This window comes from Pseudonocardia autotrophica (assembly GCF_003945385.1).
Classification (GTDB): Bacteria; Actinomycetota; Actinomycetes; order Mycobacteriales; family Pseudonocardiaceae; genus Pseudonocardia; species Pseudonocardia autotrophica.
The window spans coordinates 2,217,795-2,233,666 of record NZ_AP018920.1; the positions used below are offsets into that span (position 1 = coordinate 2,217,795).

The following is a 15,872-nucleotide window of genomic DNA, read 5'->3' on the forward strand; positions in this document are numbered from 1 at the left end:
GTGCTCGTGTCATCGGAGGAGCGTCGCGGTGCGGGGGCCGGCAGCAGCGGGTCGACGGCGTCGTCGTCGGGTCCGCGGTCGGCTGGTGGTCCGTCGCCGCGTCCGTCGCGTAGGTCGTTCAGCGCGGAATACAAGCTGGCGATCGTCGCGGAGTATGAGAACGCGCCGAACGGTGAGAAGGGCGCGGTCCTGCGCCGGGAGGGCCTGTATTCGTCGCACGTGATCGAGTGGACCCGGGCCCGGGACGTCGGCGCGCTGGAGGGCGTAGCCGATTCGAGGCGGTCGGCGAAACGTCCGAAGCGGTCGGCGGAGGCGGCCGAGTTGGAACGGCTCCGGGCCCGGAACGCGAAACTCGAATCCGACCTGACGAAGACGCGGACCGCGTTGGACATCATGGGAAAAGCGCACGCGCTCTTGGAGCAGCTGTCCGAGAGCGCGGACGACCAGGAACCACCGGCGCCGCGGAAGCGGCGTTGAACGGCGCGTTCACCGAGTTGCGCGCCGCTGAGGTGTCGATCAAGGCGGCGTGCGCGTTGACCGGTCGGTCGCGGGCCACGCACTACCGCCGCGCCGACCCGGCGGGGGTGACGCTCGGGCCGCTGCACGGCCCGCACCGTGCGCGCCGGCTCCCGCCCTCGACGATCACCGACGACGAGCGTGCCGCCGTGCTCGCGCTGCTGAACTCCGAGGACTACCGGGATCTGGCCATTCCGCAGGTGTGGGCCCGGGAGCTCGACGAGGGCCGGTGGTGGTGCTCGCAGTCGAGCATGTACCGGATCGCCCGCGCAGCGGGTCAGAACCGGGAACGGCGCGCCCAGGCCACGCATCCGCCGCGGGTGCGCCCGGAGCTGGTCGCTCATGGCCCGAGCGAGGTGTGGTCGTGGGACATCACCGCGCTGAAGGGCCCGCGGAAGGGCGAGTGGTACAAGCTGTATGTGGTGCTCGACATCTTCTCCCGCTACGTAGTCGGATGGCTCGCCGCGAACGCTGAGGATGCCGTCGTGGCGAAGGATTTCCTCGCCGACGCAGTCGCCCGCAACCACGTCATCCCGCAGACGATTCATGCCGACCGGGGCGGGTCGATGACCTCGAAACCGGTATCGGAGCTGATGGTCGATCTCGGTATCTGCCGGTCACATTCCCGGCCGCAGTGCTCGAATGACAACCCGTTCTCCGAGGCGCAGTTCAAGACGCTGAAGTACGTGCCGGACTTCCCGGACCGGTTCGGCTCGCTCGCTGATGCCCGCGCGTTCTGCGAGCGGTTCTTCGAGCACTACAACCACGAGCATCGGCACTCCGGCATCGGCATGCACACCCCGGCGTCGATCCACTTCGACACCGCGACCGAGGTCCGGGCTCAGCGTCAGACCGTCCTCGACCGCGCACACGCCCAGTATCCCGAGCGATTCAGTCGCCGGCCCAGCCCGCCGCGCCTGCCCGAGCAGGCGTGGATCAATCAACCCGTCCTACAGCCAACTCAGTAAGATCAACTGTCTCAGTTGACTTGACAGCTACCGACCGTGCCGGTGCTGTCACGTTGGGGAGCCGAGAGCTCAGCGCCTCCCTCGTCCTGCTCTACGGCAACGGTGACGCAGGTCTGCGATGTGTCCGCCTGGCACGGGTGGGAACGTGGCGGGCCGCCGACCAGGCGGACCTCCTCCGGTGGGGCTATCCGGATCCGCGGGGGAGCCTCTACTTCGTCACCGATCTGACGCCGGTACCGGATGTGCCGAACTGGCTGGACTCGCTCGACATCCGGTGGCTCCTGCCGAAGGCACACCGCCCGGGCGCTCCGATCGCCGTCACCTGGTGGGATGTCCTGCGCAGCGGCTCGAGCTCAGCTGGCCGGTGACCTCCCGGACGGGCGCTACGGGGACCTGCACACCACTCTCTCCGCAGGATCGTCGTCTCTCTCTGCAGGATCGTTGTCGGAGAGCGGGCGGCACCCTTGTTGCGGCCGGGCGGTGCGAGCCACGATTCGTCACTCCCGGTCGCCCGCCGGCTCCTCCCGCAACAGCATCCCGAGCCGCGCCATGACGTCGACCTGGGCCGGGTTGTAGAGGTCCCGCATCGCGGCCCCCATCGTCCGGGAGGCGAAACTTGCCCCGCGTGGTGCGTCGTCGTGCATCTGCTGCTCCAGCGACGGGTGCGCCGCGTGCAGGTCGCGGACGTAGGGCACCATCCGCTCGGCGAGGTCCTGGCGGGTCTGCTCGTCGGCGTCCTCGGGCAGGTTCTCGAAGGCGTCCGCGTTCGGGTCCGGCGGTAGGTCCTGCAGCATGTCCGCGTAGGCCTGCAGGCTCTGCGGGCCCAGCACCCTGGTCATCACGACCATCAGCGATCGGTCGGTCTCGGACAGCTCCGCCTGCGCCGTGGCCGGCGCGAAGTCCGACGGCAGGTCGGTCGGGGTGCCGTCGCGCATGATCGTGCCGAGCTCGGCACGGATCCGCTGCAGCCGCTCGATGGTCTCGGCGAGCTCCGAGTCGAGGGTGCGCAGGGCCTCCTCGGGGTGGTCGTCGGCGTCGCCCATGGCGGCGATCTGGGCGAGCGAGAAACCGAGGTCGGTGAGCCGCTTGATGCGCAGCACCCGCACCAGGTGCGCGACGCCGTACTGCTTGTAGCCGTTGGAGCGCCGCTCGGGCTCCGCCAGCAGGCCGACCTCGTGGTAGTGCCGCACCGCCCGCAGGCTGGTGCCTGCGAGCTCGGCGATCTCACGAGTGCTCCAGGCCATGCCCCACCTCTCCCCGGATCTCGCACACTGCGGTTCCGTCCGAGATCGTGCCGTTACGGCACGGACCGGACAACCCCGGCCCGTCACCACGTGTGAAGGCGTGACCACCGGGGCTGATTCCGGAATGTGGTGCAGATCGCCGCGGCCCGGACTTGACCGTGCCGCCACGGCCGGGTGTTCCCTCGATGGGGAGCCGGATCGCGGGAGCCGGCCGCAGCGGAGGGAACCCATGCGCGCGTTGTTGTTCGACCGTTCCGCCGAGACCGGCCTGCGGGTCGGGGAGACCGCAGATCCGGTGCCCGGCCCTGGCGAGGTGCTGGTCCGGGTGCGGGCGGCGTCGCTCAACTTCGGCGAGGTCGCCCTCGCCGCGGGCGCGGTGCCGGCCGGCATGGACCGCCCGCCGGAGGAGACCGTGCTGGGCTCGGACGCGGCCGGGACCGTGCAGCAGGCCGCCACGGACGGCTCCGGCCCGCCGGTGGGCACCCCGGTCGTCACGTTCGGCCTGGTCGGGGCGGTCGCCGAGCTGCGCGCGGTGCCGGTCGTGTTGCTGGGTGTCGTCCCGTCCGGTGTGGATCTCGGTGCCGCGAGCACGCTGCCGGTCGCGGGGCTCACCGCACTGCGGGCGCTGCGCCGGATCGGTCCGCTGCTCGGCCGCCGGATCCTGGTCACCGGCGCGTCCGGCGGTGTCGGACGGTTCGCGGTCCAGCTGGCGAGCCGCGCAGGCGCGCACGTCGTCGCAACCACGTCGGACCCGGCCGCGCACGGCGACGCGCTGCGCGCACTCGGCGCCGACGAGGTGCTGCCCGGTCCCGGTGCGCTGTCCGAGCCGGTCGACGGTGTCCTCGACCAGGTCGGCGGCCGGGTGCTGGTCGAGGCGTTCCGGGCGCTGCGCGAGCACGGCACGCTGGTCGCGGTCGGGCACTCGTCGGGGGAGGGCGAAGCGTTCGGCTTCGGCGACCTGTTCGGCAACGACGGCGGGCACGACCGGTCGGTCGTCACCTTCTTCCTCGGGGCCACGGGTGACTTCGGGCCCGATCTCACCTGGCTGGCCGGGCAGGTCGGCTCCGGGGCGCTCGACGCCGAACCGGCCTGGCGGGGTGGGCTCGACGACGCCGGGGACGCCGTGACGGCGCTGCTCGGCCGGACGCTGCACGGCAAGGCCGTCGTCGACCTGGGCTGACCCGCTGACCCGCTGACCCGCCGACCGGCAGACCCGCCGACCGGCGGATCCGGGCCCGGACCGGCACCGACCCTGCGGTGCCGGCGGGGTCCGTGACACCGGAGCGGCCGTGCGGGCTCAGCCGGACCGGTACCCCAGCGCCTGCGACGCGGCCGCGGTCGCGGCCCGCAACAGGTCCAGCAGCCGGTCGAGCTCCGAGTCGGGCAGGTGTGCCGTGAGCCCGCTGATGCTGAGTGCCGCCACGACGTGGTCCTCGTGGTCGCGGACCGCCCCGCTGAGCGCGCGGACGCCGACCTCGACGTCGTCCTCGCTCATGGCGTAGCCCGCCGACCGGATCTGCGCGACCTGGTCACGCAGCGCGGTGGGGGAGGTGTGCCGCGACGAGGTCGGGACCATCAGCCCGCGCAGATAGGTCTCGACCTGGTCGTCGGGCAGCGAGGCGAGCAGCAACCGCGGGCCGGCGCCCCTGTGCAGCGGCAGTGCCCCACCGACCCGCAGTATGTGGGTGGCCGCGTAACGACCGTCGAGGCGTTCGACGCAGACCGCCTCGTCGCCGCGCGGGATCAGCAGGAAGATGGTCTCGCCGGTGGCGCGGTACAGCTCCTGCATGGCGGGCAGCGCCCGCTCGCGGACCCCCATCCGGCGGGCCATGGCGCTGCCGATGCGGAACGCGCCGATCCCCAGCCGGTAGGTGCCGGGGGAGGAGCGCTCGACGAAGTCGCCCGCGGCGAGCGTGTGCAGGATCCGGTAACAGGTGCTCTTGTTGAGATCGAGCCGGCCGGCGATCTCGCCGAGGCTGATCGGCTCGGACTCCTCGGCCAGCAGGTCGAGCACCGACATCGCCTTGACCAACACCCGGACCGGTTCACCGGTGGACGGGGCCTTCTCCGACATTCAGCCGACCTCCGCGCCCGACGCCGTCCCGGACGGGCGGACCCTACCGTCCGCGGTGCCGCTTGCGGTGCCGTGGGCGTCGCGCAGGGCCAGCGTGGAGGGCAGGTCGCGGATCCCGGCGTCGGAGCCCAGCCCCTGGGCGACCTGGGCGGCGGCGGCCGTCCCGAGCCGGGCCGCGTCGAGGAGGGACTCTCCGCGCAGCCGGCCCACGAGGAAGCCTGCGGTGAACGCGTCCCCGCAGCCGGTCGTGTCGATCACCGCCACCTCGTGCGCGGGGACCCGGGTGGTGCCGTCGCCGGAGCACACCAGGGCACCGTCGGCGCCGCAGGTCACGATGACCGTGCCGGTGCCCGCCCGCCGGACGGTCCCGGCTGCGTCGACCAGGTCGTCGGTGCCGATGAGGGAGCGCAGCTGGTCGTCGTTGGGCAGGAAGTGGTCGACCAGCGGCCACAGCGTCGCGAGCTCGTCGAACAGCCCGTCGCGGCCGACGCTGAGCAGATCCATCGAGACCGTCGTGGCGTGCGCGCGGGCGTGCCGCAGGACGGTCGGCAGCCCGTCGACGGTGAAGTCCCCGAGCACGTCCGGGCCGCCGACGTGCAGGACGTCGGCGGCGGCGACCAGATCGAGATCGACGTCGGCGAGGGTGAGCCGGCCCATCGCCCCCGGGGCGTGCAGGGCGGGCCGTTCACCGTTCGGGCGTACCGGCAGGATCGTCGACGGCGTGGCCTGCCCGGCCCGGACGGCCAGCCCGCTGGTGTCGACGCCGTGCTCACCGAGCAGCTCGCGGAGCAGCCTGCCGGACACGTCGTCGCCGATCGGGCCGATGCCGGTCACCTCGGCACCGAGCTTGGCGAGGTCGACGGCGGTGCCCCCGGCGGTCCCGGCGGCGGTCACCCGGATCTCGTCGAGGACCCGCCGCCCCTGACCCGGTGGGATGTCCACGACCGGCCGGCCCAGTACATCGAGGATGTGTGCGCCGAGACAGACGATCCTCACCGTGCCGCCCTCCGTGCCGCCACCGCGGCGAGATCCCGTTCGTCCAGGGTGTGCGGCGTCCCGACCGACGCCGCGACGATGTAGAGCCGGCACAGCCACTCGATCAGCCCGGCCCGATCGGCCGCCTCCTCCAGCGTCGCCCCGTAGGCGACCGCGCCGTGGTTGCGCATCAGCGCCGCCGAGCGGTCGACCAGCGCGGCGCCCACCGCGTCGGCCAGCTCCGGAGTGCCGTAGGTGGCGTACGCGGCGACCCGGGGCGGGCCGCCGAGCCGGCCCACGTAATAGTGCACGGCCGGGAGCACGTCGTGCAGCAGGGAGACCGCGACGCTGTGCAGGCCGTGATGGTGCACGACGGCCCCGGCGTCCGTGCCGCGGTACACCAGCAGGTGCAAGGGCGTCTCCGACGACGGGCTGTGCGGGCACTCGACCGGCTCGCCGTCGAGATCGACCACGCACACGTCATCCGGGCCGATCCGGTCGTAGGCGATCCCCGACGGCGTGATCGCCACCAGGTCACCGACCCGCATGCTCACGTTGCCCGCGGTCCCGGTGACCAGCCCTTCGGCGACCATCGAGAGCCCGGCGCGGGCCACGGCGGCGCGGGCGGCGTCGATCCCGCCGGTGGCCGACGGCCCGTTCATCCGATGCTCGCGGTGTCGGCAGTGGCCTGCCCGTCGGGCAGCAGGACACCGGCCCCGGCCGGCCAGCACAGCGCCACCCGGTCGCCCGCGGCGACCGCGGTCTCCGAGGTCGCGTCGCGAACCATGCCCTGGCCGCCGTCGTCGAACCGGACCAGCACACGCCGGAAGGCCCCCTGGTAGACGACGTCGGTGACGGTGGCGGAGAGCTGGTTCGTGCCGGTCGCCCGGTGCTCGTCGCCGGTGCTGATCCGCATCCGCTCCGGGCGCACGACCAGCGACGACGGGCCGTCCGGGCCGGTGCAGTGCAGGGTGGCGGAACCGGTGTCGAGCAGGCCGTCGCGTGCGGTCCCGGTGAAGACGTTCGAGTCGCCGAGGAAGGTGGCGACGAAGTGCGTCGCCGGGCTCTCGTACAGCTCCGACGGCGTGCCGACCTGTTCGATGTGCCCGTCGCGGAAGACCGCGATCCGGTCGGAGAGCGCCAGCGCCTCCTCCTGGTCGTGGGTGACGAACACGAACGTGATGCCCAGCTCCGAGTGCAGCCGGGAGATCTGCAGCTGCAGCGACTCGCGCAGCTTCTTGTCCAGCGCGCCGAGCGGCTCGTCGAGCAGCAGCACGCGGGGGGAGAACACCACCGCCCTGGCCAGCGCGACCCGCTGCTGCTGGCCGCCGGAGAGCTGCCCGGGAAGACGGTCCCCGTGCCCCTCGAGATGCACCAGCGCCAGCGCCTCCCGCACCCGTTGCGCGATCTCGGCCCGGGGGACCCGGCGCTGCCGCAGCGGGAAGGCGATGTTGTCCGCCGCGGTCATGTGCGGGAACAGCGCGTAGTTCTGGAAGACCATGCCCAGGCCGCGCTTGTGTGGTGGGAGCCGGGCGATGTCGTCGCCGTCGAGCAGGATCCGCCCGGAGGTGACCTCCTCGAACCCGGCGATCATGTTGAGCGTGGTCGTCTTGCCCGATCCGCTCGGGCCGAGCAACGTCATGAACTCGCCGGCCCGGATCTGCAGGTCGATGCCGGCCACGGCCGGGGCCGAGGCCCCGCGGTAGGTCTTGGTGAGCGCTTCGACGTCGATGCCGGCGCCACCGGCCTGGTCAGACACGGGATGACCTCCTGCGGGTGAGCCCGGCGAGGCCGAGCAGGACGGTGGACACGACGAGCACGACCGTGGACGCGGCCGCGATGGTGGGGTCGACCTCGTTGGTCACCGACGTGAACATCCGCACCGGCAGGGTCTGCAACTGCGGCGACTGGATGAACAGGGAGACCACCACCTCGTCGAACGAGGTGACGAAGGCGAACAGGGCACCGGCGCCCACCCCGGGCCGGATGATCGGGAAGGTCACCTGGCGGAAGGTCGCCCAGGACGACGCGCCCAGGCCCGCCGCGGCCCGTTCCAGTACCGGATCGACCGCACTGAGGGCGGCCGTCACGTTGACCACGACGAACGGCAGCGCCAGGACGGTGTGGGCCAGCACGAAGCCGGTGGGCGTGCCGATCAGGCCCCAGCCGAGGAAGGTCGCGTACAGCGCGACCGCGACCACGATGCCGGGCACGATCAGCGGCGCCAGGAACAGCCCGTCCAGCGCCCGCTTGGCCCGGAACCGGCTGCGCGCCAGCGCGACCGATGCGGCGGTACCGAGCACGGTCGCCACCACCGTGACGATCAGCGCGAGCTGCAGGGACACCAGCAGCGAGTTCAGCCAGCTCCGCTCGGTGAAGAACCGCACGTAGTGCCCGACACCCCAGGACGACGGCGGGAACGCGAAGCTGTTCTCGCCGGAGAAGCTGATCGGCACGACGATCAGGGTCGGGACGACGAGCCAGATCCCCACCAGGACGCCGAGCACGGCGAGGGTACGCCGCAACAACACACCGTCGGTCATGACACACCCCCGGCGACGCCGCTGCTGATGCCGCCGCCGCGGCCGCCCCTGGTCCGGGTGAGCACCTGCACCGCGCCGAGCAGCAGCAGCGTGACCAGCAGCAACGTCACGGCCAGCGCACCGGCCGCCCCGAAGTTCACCAGCTGGTTCACCTGGACCGAGATGAACTGGGCCAGCATCGACTGCTGCGGTGACCCGACCAGGGCCGGGGTCACGTAGAAGCCCAGCGAGAGCACCATCACCAGCGTCGCTCCGGCGGCGACGCCGGGGAACGACAGCGGCAGGTACACCCGTGCGAAGGCCACCGCCGGGCGGGCCCCCAGCGACTGTGCGGCGGCCACCAGCCTGCGGTCGATGCCGCGCATCGCGGTGTACACCGGCAGCACCACGAACGGGAGCATCACCTGCGCCATGGCCAGCGCGACGCCGGTGGTCGTGCCGAGCATGCGGACCGGCCCCACCCCGGCCACGGTCAACAGCTGGTTAACGATCCCGTTGTCCTGCAACAACACCACCCAGGCGAAGGTGCGCGCCATCAGCGATGTCCAGAACGGGATGAGCACGACGGCCAGCAGCAGCGCCCGCCACCTGCGCGTCACGATCGTCATCAGGTAGGCGTACGGGTAGGCGACCAGCACGCAGACCACCGTGACGATCGCCGCCGTGCCGAGCGTGCGCAGCACGACGGTGAGGGTGACGTCGTCGGCGACGATCGCGGCGTAGTTGCCCAGCCCGGGTTCCGGCGTGGTGACCGAGAGCCAGAGCAGTCGCACCGCGGGGACCACGAAGAAGATCAGCAGCACCAGGAGTGCGGGGAGCGCGGCGAGCAATATCAGCCGCCCGGCCGCCCACCGGGGCCGGCCACGGCGGTCCCGACCCGGATCGGGTGGGGTCCGGGGTGTCCGTGTCGAGGGCGTGGTCACGGCCATCGGGGTCCCTCTCGGTCGGCCGACATGTCGCGGACTATGGATCGCGTTTCACGAAGTGGAACGTAACCGTGCTCAGTCCCGGCGATGATGTCAAGGGCGTCGATCGCCTGTAATGCAGCCGAAACACCTGCGCGGGGCAATCCGGGTGCGTCTTGACGGCGATCCGTCCGACCCTCCATGCTTTCTGCATTGTGAACGTTGTTTCAGAATACGAAACGCGTCGTCGAATCCAGAGGTGATCGAATGCGAATCCGCCGCAGTGCCCTCACCGTTGCCGCACTGGCGTCCGTCGTCGGGCTCACCGCAACGGGCTGCTTCGGACAGGTCGGGTCCTCGGCCGCCGGGGACGGATCGACCGTCGTCTTCGCCAACACCGGCGGCGCGCTGGCCGAGGTCTTCGCGGCCAACGCCTACGTCGAGCTGGAGGCCGAGGGGGTGACGGTCGCCGAGGAGTCGCCGAACAACGAGGCGAAGCTGACCGCGATGGTGCAGGCCGGCGCCCCCACCTGGGACGTCTTCTACTCCGCGCCCTACATCGCCCAGGGGCGCTGCGGGACGCTGTTCGAGGAGATCGACTTCGACCGCGTCGACACCGAGGGCCTCGACCCGGACCAGATGTCCCCCTGCGGCGTCCCGGTGCTCAACTCCTCGTTCCTGCTCGTCTACAACACCGAGACCTACGGCGACAACCCGCCCACGAGCTGGGCGGACTTCTTCGATCCCGCGGCGTACCCCGGCGCGCGGGGGATCATGAACTACGCCAAGGACGCCGGCATGGAGGCCGCGCTGCTCGCCGACGGAGTGCCCGGCGACCAGCTGTACCCGCTGGACTACGACCGTGCCTTCGCCACGCTGGACGGGATCCGGGACTCGGTGCGGTTCTTCGACACCGGAGCCCAGCAGACCCAGGCACTGGAGTCCGGCGAGGTCGACATGATGCTGGCCTGGCCCGGCCGCGCCTACGACGCGAAGGCCGCCGGCGCGCCGATCGACGTCGTCTGGAACCAGCCGCTGAAGTACTTCGACGTCCTGACGATCGTCAAGGGTGCGCCCCACCAGGAGCAGGCCTACCAGCTGATCAACAGCCTGATCGGGCAGCAGAACCAGGAGGCGATCGCGAACCGGATGCCCTACGGCCCCTCGAACTCGACGGCGGCGCCGAGCTCGGACCCGGGGATCGCGGAGTTCGTGGACGGCCCGCAGTCGGCTGGCAGCACCGTGGTCCGCGACGACGCCTGGTGGGCCGAGAACCTCGACGAGGCCACCCGGCGCTGGACGGACTGGGTGAACCGATGAGGATCGTCGGCTACGCCGACCGGTTGTCGGTGACCGCGGGCGACGAGATCGGGTTCCGCTGCTCCACCGACCATCCCGAGCTCGTCCCGGAGCTGGTCCGGCTGCGCCGCGGGGGAGGGGACCGGCACGACCGTCCGCTCGTCGAGGAGCCGGTGCCGCACGACCTCCCGGGAACCGTCCCGGGGCGCATCCAGCACACCACGTCGGGCTCCTACGTGTCGGCGTCCGCGCAGCGCACCGAGCCCGGTCTCGGAATCGCACTCTGGTTCCGCCCGACCCGGCCCGGCACCCGGGCGCGACCGTTGCTGACCGTCGGAGCCGTCACCCTTGCCGCCGCGGACGGTGAGATCTCGCTGCGGGTCTCCGACCGGACCGTCCTGCGGGCACCGGCCGGCACGATCGCGCACCGGTGGGCGTTCGCCGCCGCGACCCTCGGCGCCGACGGCACCGCGCGACTGGAGGTGTACCCGCCGGACGCGCCGATGGTGGCCGTGCAGGGGACCGCGGAACCGGTGACCGCGACCGGGCCGGTGCTGATCGGCTCCGACGGGTCCCGGCCGGCCGGGCCCGGCCGGACCTTCGACGGCGCGGTCGCCCGCCCCGTGGTGTCCACCGCGTGGGAGCCCGCGGTGACCCGGCAGCTCGCCGGCGGGGCCGATCCGCTCACCCTGCTCGATCCCGCCACGACCAGCGCACTGGATCTCGCCGCCGATCCCGGCGGAACCACGGTGCCCGACCGTGGCGGGCTGACCGCGGGCGGGACGGTGCACCATCTTCCGGCCCGCGGCGTGCCGGGCCCGTTCTGGACCGGCGCCGAACGCGATTTCCGGGCCGCGCCCGCCGAGTTCGACGCCGTGCACCTGCACGAGGACGACCTGGCGGACGCGGGCTGGGACACCGACCTCACCTGGGCGGTGCCCGACGACCTGGCGAGCGGGGTGTACGCGCTCAAGCTCACCGCCGGCGACGACGTCGACCGGATCCCGGTCGTCGTCACTCCCCGCCGGCACGTCGCGCCGACCCTGGTGGTGCTGCCGACCTGGACCTACCTCGCGTACGCGAACTGGCGGACCTACGCCGAGTTCGAGACCGAGCGGCTGGGCATCTACGGCGAGAACCGCGGGATCGACGAGCGCGATCGCTGGCTCGTCGCGCATCCCGAGTTCGGCCGGTCGCTCTACGACACCCACGACGACGGCAGCGGGGTCTGCTATTCGTCGCGGCTGCGGCCGATCGTGAACATCCGCCCCGACTACTACACGCCGACCACCCGCGGGTTCCGGCACTACGCCCAGGATCTGCTGTTGCTCGACTGGCTGGATCGGCGGGGCGAGCACTACGCGGTCGTCACCGACGACGAGATCGACGCCCACGGGGCCGACCTGCTCCGGCACTACCGCGTCGTGCTCACCGGGGCGCACCCGGAGTACTGCTCGGCCGCGATGCTCGACGCCTACGCGGACTACACCGGCTCCGGTGGCCGGCTGATGTACCTGGGCGGCAACGGTTTCTACCAGGTCACCGCCCGGCACCGCGGCCCCGGCGACGCGATCGAGATCCGCCGCGGGCACGCCGGCGTCGCGACGTGGGTGTCGGCACCCGGTGAGGAGCACCTGGCGGCGACCGGCGAACCGGGCGGCCTGTGGCGGATGCGCGGCCGCGCCCCGAACACGCTGGTGGGGGTCGGCTTCACCGCCCAGGGTTTCGACCGCGGATACGGGTACCGGCGTACCGGGGAGAGCGACGACCCGCGGGTGGCGTGGGCCTTCGACGGCGTACGGGCCGATACCGGGGAGATCTTCGGCGACGTCGGCCCCGGCCTCGGCGGTGCCGCCGCCGACGAGTTCGACCGCGCGGACACCGCACTCGGCACCCCGGCGGACGCGGTCGTGCTGGCCTCGTCGGTGGGGCACTCCGAGCGGATCGCGCTGGTGCCCGAGGAGATCGACCACGGCTACGCGGCCGCACCACCGGGGGTGCACCCGAAGGTCCGGGCCGACGTCGTCCTGTTCGGACGCCCCGGCGGCGGCGCGGTGTTCTCGGTGGGCTCGATCGGCTGGTCCACCGCGATGACCCATGACGACGGCGACAACGACACCGCGCGGATCACGGGCAACGTGCTCGACCGGTTCCGCGACACACCCGGCGAGGTCCTGTCGTGACCGGCGCCGGCCATCACCGAGGGGGACCTCCCGTGCCCACACCCACGCCCACGCCCGCACCGGTGCCGACGCAACGTCTGGCCGACCGTGCGCTGTTCGTGCGCACCGAGACCGTGCGGCTGACCCGGATCGCCGGCGCCGGGCACTACAGCGCCGTGTTCTCCTGTGCCGAGATCCTCGCCGCGCTCTACTACTCGGAGCTGCGGATCGACCCGGCCCGGCCGGACTGGGCCGATCGCGACCGGTTCGTCATGAGCAAGGGGCACGCGGCGATCGGGCTCTACCCGGTGCTGGCCGATCTCGGCTACTTCGATCCCGAACTGCTCGACGACTACACCCGGCTGGGCAGCGCGTTCGGCGACCACCCGGACATGAAGCGGATCCCGGGGATCGACTTCTCCTCCGGATCGTTGGGCCACGGTCTGTCGATCGGGGTCGGCATGGCCTGGGCAGGCCGGCACGCCGGCAGCGACCACCGCACCTGGTGCCTGCTCGGCGACGGCGAGCTGGCCGAGGGCCAGATCTGGGAGGCCGCGATGGCCGCTGCGCACTTCGGGCTGGGCGATCTCGTCGCCGTGGTCGACAACAACCAGCTGGGTATCGACGGGTTCGTCGCCGACATCATGCCCGCCGAGCCGGTCGAGGAGCGATTCGCCGCCTTCGGCTGGGACACCCACCGCGTCGACGGCCACGATCTCGACGTGCTGCGGGCCACGTTCGCGGCGCTGCCCGGCCGAGGCGGTGACCGGCCCCAGCTGATCGTGGCCGACACGGTCAAGGGCAAGGGCGTGGCCCGGATGGAGCTGAGCCCGGACTGGCACGTCGGCAACCTGGCCGGTGCCGACTTCGACGACGTGATGACGGAGCTGAACCGGTGACCGCACAGGACCAGTCGGAGATCTTCAACGGCACGGCGGCGGTCGGATTCGCCGACTCCCGCTCGACCGACGGAACCGACACCCGGGCGATCCCGGCGTTCGTCTTCGGCGAGGAGCTCGGCGTGCTCGCCGACGACGATCCGCGGATCGTGGTGCTCACCGCCGATCTCGGCCGCTCCAACCGGGCGACCGACTTCGCCCTGCGCCATCCCGACCGGTTCGTCAACGTCGGGATCGCGGAGAAGAACATGGTGACCGTGGCCGCCGGGATGGCGGCCTCGGGGCTCGTGCCGTTCGCGGCGACCTTCGGCTCGTTCGCGGCGCTGCTGTGTGCCGAGCAGATCCGGACCGACTGCGCCTACCCGAACCTGCCGGTGCGGGTGGTCGGCCACCACTCCGGCATGTCGATGGGGTTCTACGGCACCAGCCACCACAGCCTCGAGGACCTCGCGATGATGCGCTGCATCGCCGACCTCACCGTCGTGTGCGCCACCGACGCCAACCATCTGCGTGCGCTGCTGCGGCTCTCCCTCGACCACGAGGGCGCCATGTACCTGCGGCTGGGCCGCGGCCGGGATCCCGAGGTGTACCCCGAGGTGCCCGACCTGCAGCTCGGCCGCGCCGAGCTGGTGCGCGAGGGCAGCGACCTGACCGTCGTCGCGACCGGCTCGACGGTGCACCCGGCGCTCGTCGCGGCCGATCAGCTCGCCGCCGACGGCCACTCCGTGCGGGTGCTGGACATGTGGACGGTCTCCCCGCTGGACCACGCCGCGCTGGCCGCCGCGGCCCGGGAGACCGGGGCACTGCTCACCGTGGAGGAGGCCAACGTGACCGGCGGGCTCGGATCGGCGGTGGCCGAGTCGCTGTCCGACGCGGGCCTGGCCGTGCCGTTGCGCCGGCACGGTGTGCCCGACGAACACGTCCCGGTGGGCCCGCCGGCCGCCCTCTACGCGCACTACCGGCTCGACGGCGACGGCATCGCCGCCGTCGCCCGTGAACTGCTCGACACCCGAACCCGGAGGAACGCATGACCGCCGTCCAGCCGACCCTCGGCGCCGGTGAACGCGCACTGCGCGACCGGGCCCGCCAGGTCATCCCCGGAGGCATGTACGGGCACATGAACGTCGCGGCCTTCAGCGCGGCGCACCCGCAGTTCATGGTCTCCGGCAACGGGGCCACGGTGGTCGACGCGGACGGCCGGGAGTACCTCGACCTGATGTGCAGCTGGGGCCCGATGATCCTCGGGCACGGCCATCCCACGGTGACCGCGGCGATCACCGAGCAGCTGCGGCACGGCGACTGCCTCGACGGGACCAGCCCGGTCGCCGTCGAGTACGCCGAGCTGCTGGTCGACACGATCCCGTCGGCGGACTGGGCGCTGTTCTGCAAGAACGGGAGCGATGCGGTCACCACCTGCGTGACCACCGCGCGTGCGGCGACCGGCCGTCGCAAGGTACTGGTCGCTCGCGGTGCCTATCACGGCGCCGTACCGTGGTGCGCGCTGCGCGGTGAGGGGATCACCGAGTCCGACCAGGCCCATCTGATCCACTACGAGTACAACGACCTCGGTTCGGCCGAGGCGGCGGCCGCCGAGGCCGGCGACGATCTCGCGGCGATCGTCGTCTGCCCGATGCGGCACGACGTCAAGCGGGACCAGGAGCTGGTGGACCCGGCGTTCGCCCGCGGACTGCGGACGCTCGCCGACCGGACCGGCGCGGTACTGGTGCTCGACGACGTCCGCTGCACCCACCGGCTGGACCTGGGCGGCAGCTGGGAACCGCTCGGGGTGCGGCCCGATCTGGCGGCCTACTCGAAGCCGCTGGCCAACGGCCAGCCCCTCGGCGCCGTCACCGGCTCCGACGCGCTGCGCGACGCGGTCGGCTCGATCTACGTGACCGGATCGTTCTGGACCGGGGCCGTGCCGCTGGCCGCCGGCCTCGCCACCCTGACCGAGCTGCGCCGCGGCGAGGCCCTCCCCGTCATGGAGCGGGCCGGGCAGCGGCTGCGCGACGGCTTGGCGGCGCAGGCGCTGACGCACGGGTTCGGGATCCACCAGAGCGGGCCGGTGCAGATGCCGATGCTGTCGTTCACCGGTGACGAGAACTTCCGGCTGGCGACGGCCTGGGCGGAGGCGGCCGCCCTGCGGGGCGTGTACCTGCACCCGTGGCACAACTGGTTCCTGTCGGCGGCGCACACCGACGAGGTGATCGACGACATCCTGCAGCGCACCGACGGGGCGTTCGCCGCGCTCCGCTGAGCGAGGGCGGGCCGGGATCCGCTCACGAGA

The 15,872-nt window shown here is 72.3% G+C and carries 15 protein-coding genes; 8 read left to right on the forward strand and 7 right to left on the reverse strand.

Annotated elements, in window-relative coordinates; translation table 11 throughout:
- Both Pdca_RS36030 and Pdca_RS10620 read left to right on the forward strand, forming a co-directional pair.
- Nucleotides 1-477 (forward strand): transposase, encoded by a 477-nt coding sequence (locus Pdca_RS36030; RefSeq protein WP_179956585.1) that lies wholly within the window; start codon nt 1-3, stop codon nt 475-477.
- Nucleotides 474-1,484 (forward strand): IS3 family transposase, encoded by a 1,011-nt coding sequence (locus Pdca_RS10620; protein ID WP_125911267.1) that lies wholly within the window; start codon nt 474-476, stop codon nt 1,482-1,484. Before Pdca_RS36030 ends, Pdca_RS10620 begins: the two co-directional genes overlap by 4 nt.
- A gap of 497 nt (nt 1,485-1,981) precedes the next feature.
- Here the strand turns inward: Pdca_RS10620 and Pdca_RS10625 are convergent, their stop codons facing one another.
- The gene (locus Pdca_RS10625) at nt 1,982-2,728 is read right to left on the reverse strand and encodes a MerR family transcriptional regulator (RefSeq protein WP_085916564.1); all 747 of its coding nucleotides are present in this window, start codon (nt 2,726-2,728) and stop codon (nt 1,982-1,984) included.
- Nucleotides 2,729-2,957: 229 nt separating this feature from the next.
- On the opposite strand from Pdca_RS10625, the gene Pdca_RS10630 reads away from it, so the two are divergent.
- Nucleotides 2,958-3,908 (forward strand): zinc-binding dehydrogenase, encoded by a 951-nt coding sequence (locus Pdca_RS10630; protein ID WP_085916565.1) that lies wholly within the window; start codon nt 2,958-2,960, stop codon nt 3,906-3,908.
- A 117-nt stretch (nt 3,909-4,025) separates the two neighbouring features.
- On the opposite strand, the gene Pdca_RS10635 is transcribed toward Pdca_RS10630, so the two are convergent.
- From Pdca_RS10635 to Pdca_RS10660, 6 genes are read right to left on the reverse strand one after another with little or no spacing between them, the layout of a single operon-like run.
- Nucleotides 4,026-4,802 (reverse strand): IclR family transcriptional regulator, encoded by a 777-nt coding sequence (locus Pdca_RS10635; protein WP_085916566.1) that lies wholly within the window; start codon nt 4,800-4,802, stop codon nt 4,026-4,028.
- Nucleotides 4,803-5,798, reverse strand: a complete 996-nt coding sequence (locus Pdca_RS10640) for a carbohydrate kinase family protein (RefSeq protein ID WP_085916567.1) — start codon at nt 5,796-5,798, stop codon at nt 4,803-4,805.
- Nucleotides 5,795-6,439, reverse strand: a complete 645-nt coding sequence (locus Pdca_RS10645) for a class II aldolase/adducin family protein (RefSeq protein WP_085916568.1) — start codon at nt 6,437-6,439, stop codon at nt 5,795-5,797. Before Pdca_RS10645 ends, Pdca_RS10640 begins: the two co-directional genes overlap by 4 nt.
- Nucleotides 6,436-7,536, reverse strand: coding sequence for an ABC transporter ATP-binding protein (locus Pdca_RS10650; RefSeq protein WP_085916569.1), 1,101 nt, complete (start codon nt 7,534-7,536; stop codon nt 6,436-6,438). Before Pdca_RS10650 ends, Pdca_RS10645 begins: the two co-directional genes overlap by 4 nt.
- Nucleotides 7,529-8,320 (reverse strand): ABC transporter permease, encoded by a 792-nt coding sequence (locus Pdca_RS10655; RefSeq protein WP_085916570.1) that lies wholly within the window; start codon nt 8,318-8,320, stop codon nt 7,529-7,531. The genes Pdca_RS10650 and Pdca_RS10655 overlap by 8 nt, the downstream gene beginning before the upstream one ends.
- Complete coding sequence (locus Pdca_RS10660; protein ID WP_085916571.1) at nt 8,317-9,249, reverse strand: ABC transporter permease; 933 nt, start codon at nt 9,247-9,249, stop codon at nt 8,317-8,319. Before Pdca_RS10660 ends, Pdca_RS10655 begins: the two co-directional genes overlap by 4 nt.
- 243 nt (nt 9,250-9,492) lie before the next feature.
- Between Pdca_RS10660 and Pdca_RS10665 the strand changes: the two genes are divergently transcribed.
- From Pdca_RS10665 to Pdca_RS10685, 5 genes are all read left to right on the forward strand, one after another.
- A complete protein-coding gene (locus tag Pdca_RS10665) occupies nt 9,493-10,545 on the forward strand; it encodes an ABC transporter substrate-binding protein (RefSeq protein WP_085916572.1) in 1,053 nt (350 codons plus the stop codon).
- On the forward strand, nt 10,542-12,707 hold the full coding sequence (locus Pdca_RS10670; protein WP_085916573.1) for a N,N-dimethylformamidase beta subunit family domain-containing protein: 2,166 nt from the start codon (nt 10,542-10,544) through the stop codon (nt 12,705-12,707). Before Pdca_RS10665 ends, Pdca_RS10670 begins: the two co-directional genes overlap by 4 nt.
- 62 nt (nt 12,708-12,769) lie before the next feature.
- Nucleotides 12,770-13,585: a transketolase gene (locus Pdca_RS10675; protein ID WP_166665931.1), complete on the forward strand. Its 816-nt coding sequence runs from the start codon at nt 12,770-12,772 to the stop codon at nt 13,583-13,585.
- Nucleotides 13,582-14,616, forward strand: a complete 1,035-nt coding sequence (locus Pdca_RS10680; RefSeq protein ID WP_085916575.1) for a transketolase family protein — start codon at nt 13,582-13,584, stop codon at nt 14,614-14,616. The genes Pdca_RS10675 and Pdca_RS10680 overlap by 4 nt, the downstream gene beginning before the upstream one ends.
- On the forward strand, nt 14,613-15,842 hold the full coding sequence (locus Pdca_RS10685) for an aminotransferase class III-fold pyridoxal phosphate-dependent enzyme (RefSeq protein WP_085916576.1): 1,230 nt from the start codon (nt 14,613-14,615) through the stop codon (nt 15,840-15,842). The genes Pdca_RS10680 and Pdca_RS10685 overlap by 4 nt, the downstream gene beginning before the upstream one ends.
- The last annotated feature ends 30 nt before the right edge of the window (nt 15,843-15,872 follow it).

Excerpts from the sequence above, each read along its gene's own strand:
- Pdca_RS10655 (WP_085916570.1), bottom strand. The coding sequence starts at position 8,320 with ATGACCGACGGTGTGTTGTTGCGGCGTACCCTCGCCGTGCTCGGCGTC.
- Pdca_RS10660 (WP_085916571.1), bottom strand. The coding sequence starts at position 9,249 with ATGGCCGTGACCACGCCCTCGACACGGACACCCCGGACCCCACCCGAT.
- Pdca_RS10630 (WP_085916565.1), top strand. The coding sequence starts at position 2,958 with ATGCGCGCGTTGTTGTTCGACCGTTCCGCCGAGACCGGCCTGCGGGTC.
- Pdca_RS10635 (WP_085916566.1), bottom strand. The coding sequence starts at position 4,802 with ATGTCGGAGAAGGCCCCGTCCACCGGTGAACCGGTCCGGGTGTTGGTC.
- Pdca_RS10625 (WP_085916564.1), bottom strand. The coding sequence starts at position 2,728 with ATGGCCTGGAGCACTCGTGAGATCGCCGAGCTCGCAGGCACCAGCCTG.
- Pdca_RS10670 (WP_085916573.1), top strand. The coding sequence starts at position 10,542 with ATGAGGATCGTCGGCTACGCCGACCGGTTGTCGGTGACCGCGGGCGAC.
- Pdca_RS10685 (WP_085916576.1), top strand. The coding sequence starts at position 14,613 with ATGACCGCCGTCCAGCCGACCCTCGGCGCCGGTGAACGCGCACTGCGC.
- Pdca_RS10645 (WP_085916568.1), bottom strand. The coding sequence starts at position 6,439 with ATGAACGGGCCGTCGGCCACCGGCGGGATCGACGCCGCCCGCGCCGCC.
- Pdca_RS10665 (WP_085916572.1), top strand. The coding sequence starts at position 9,493 with ATGCGAATCCGCCGCAGTGCCCTCACCGTTGCCGCACTGGCGTCCGTC.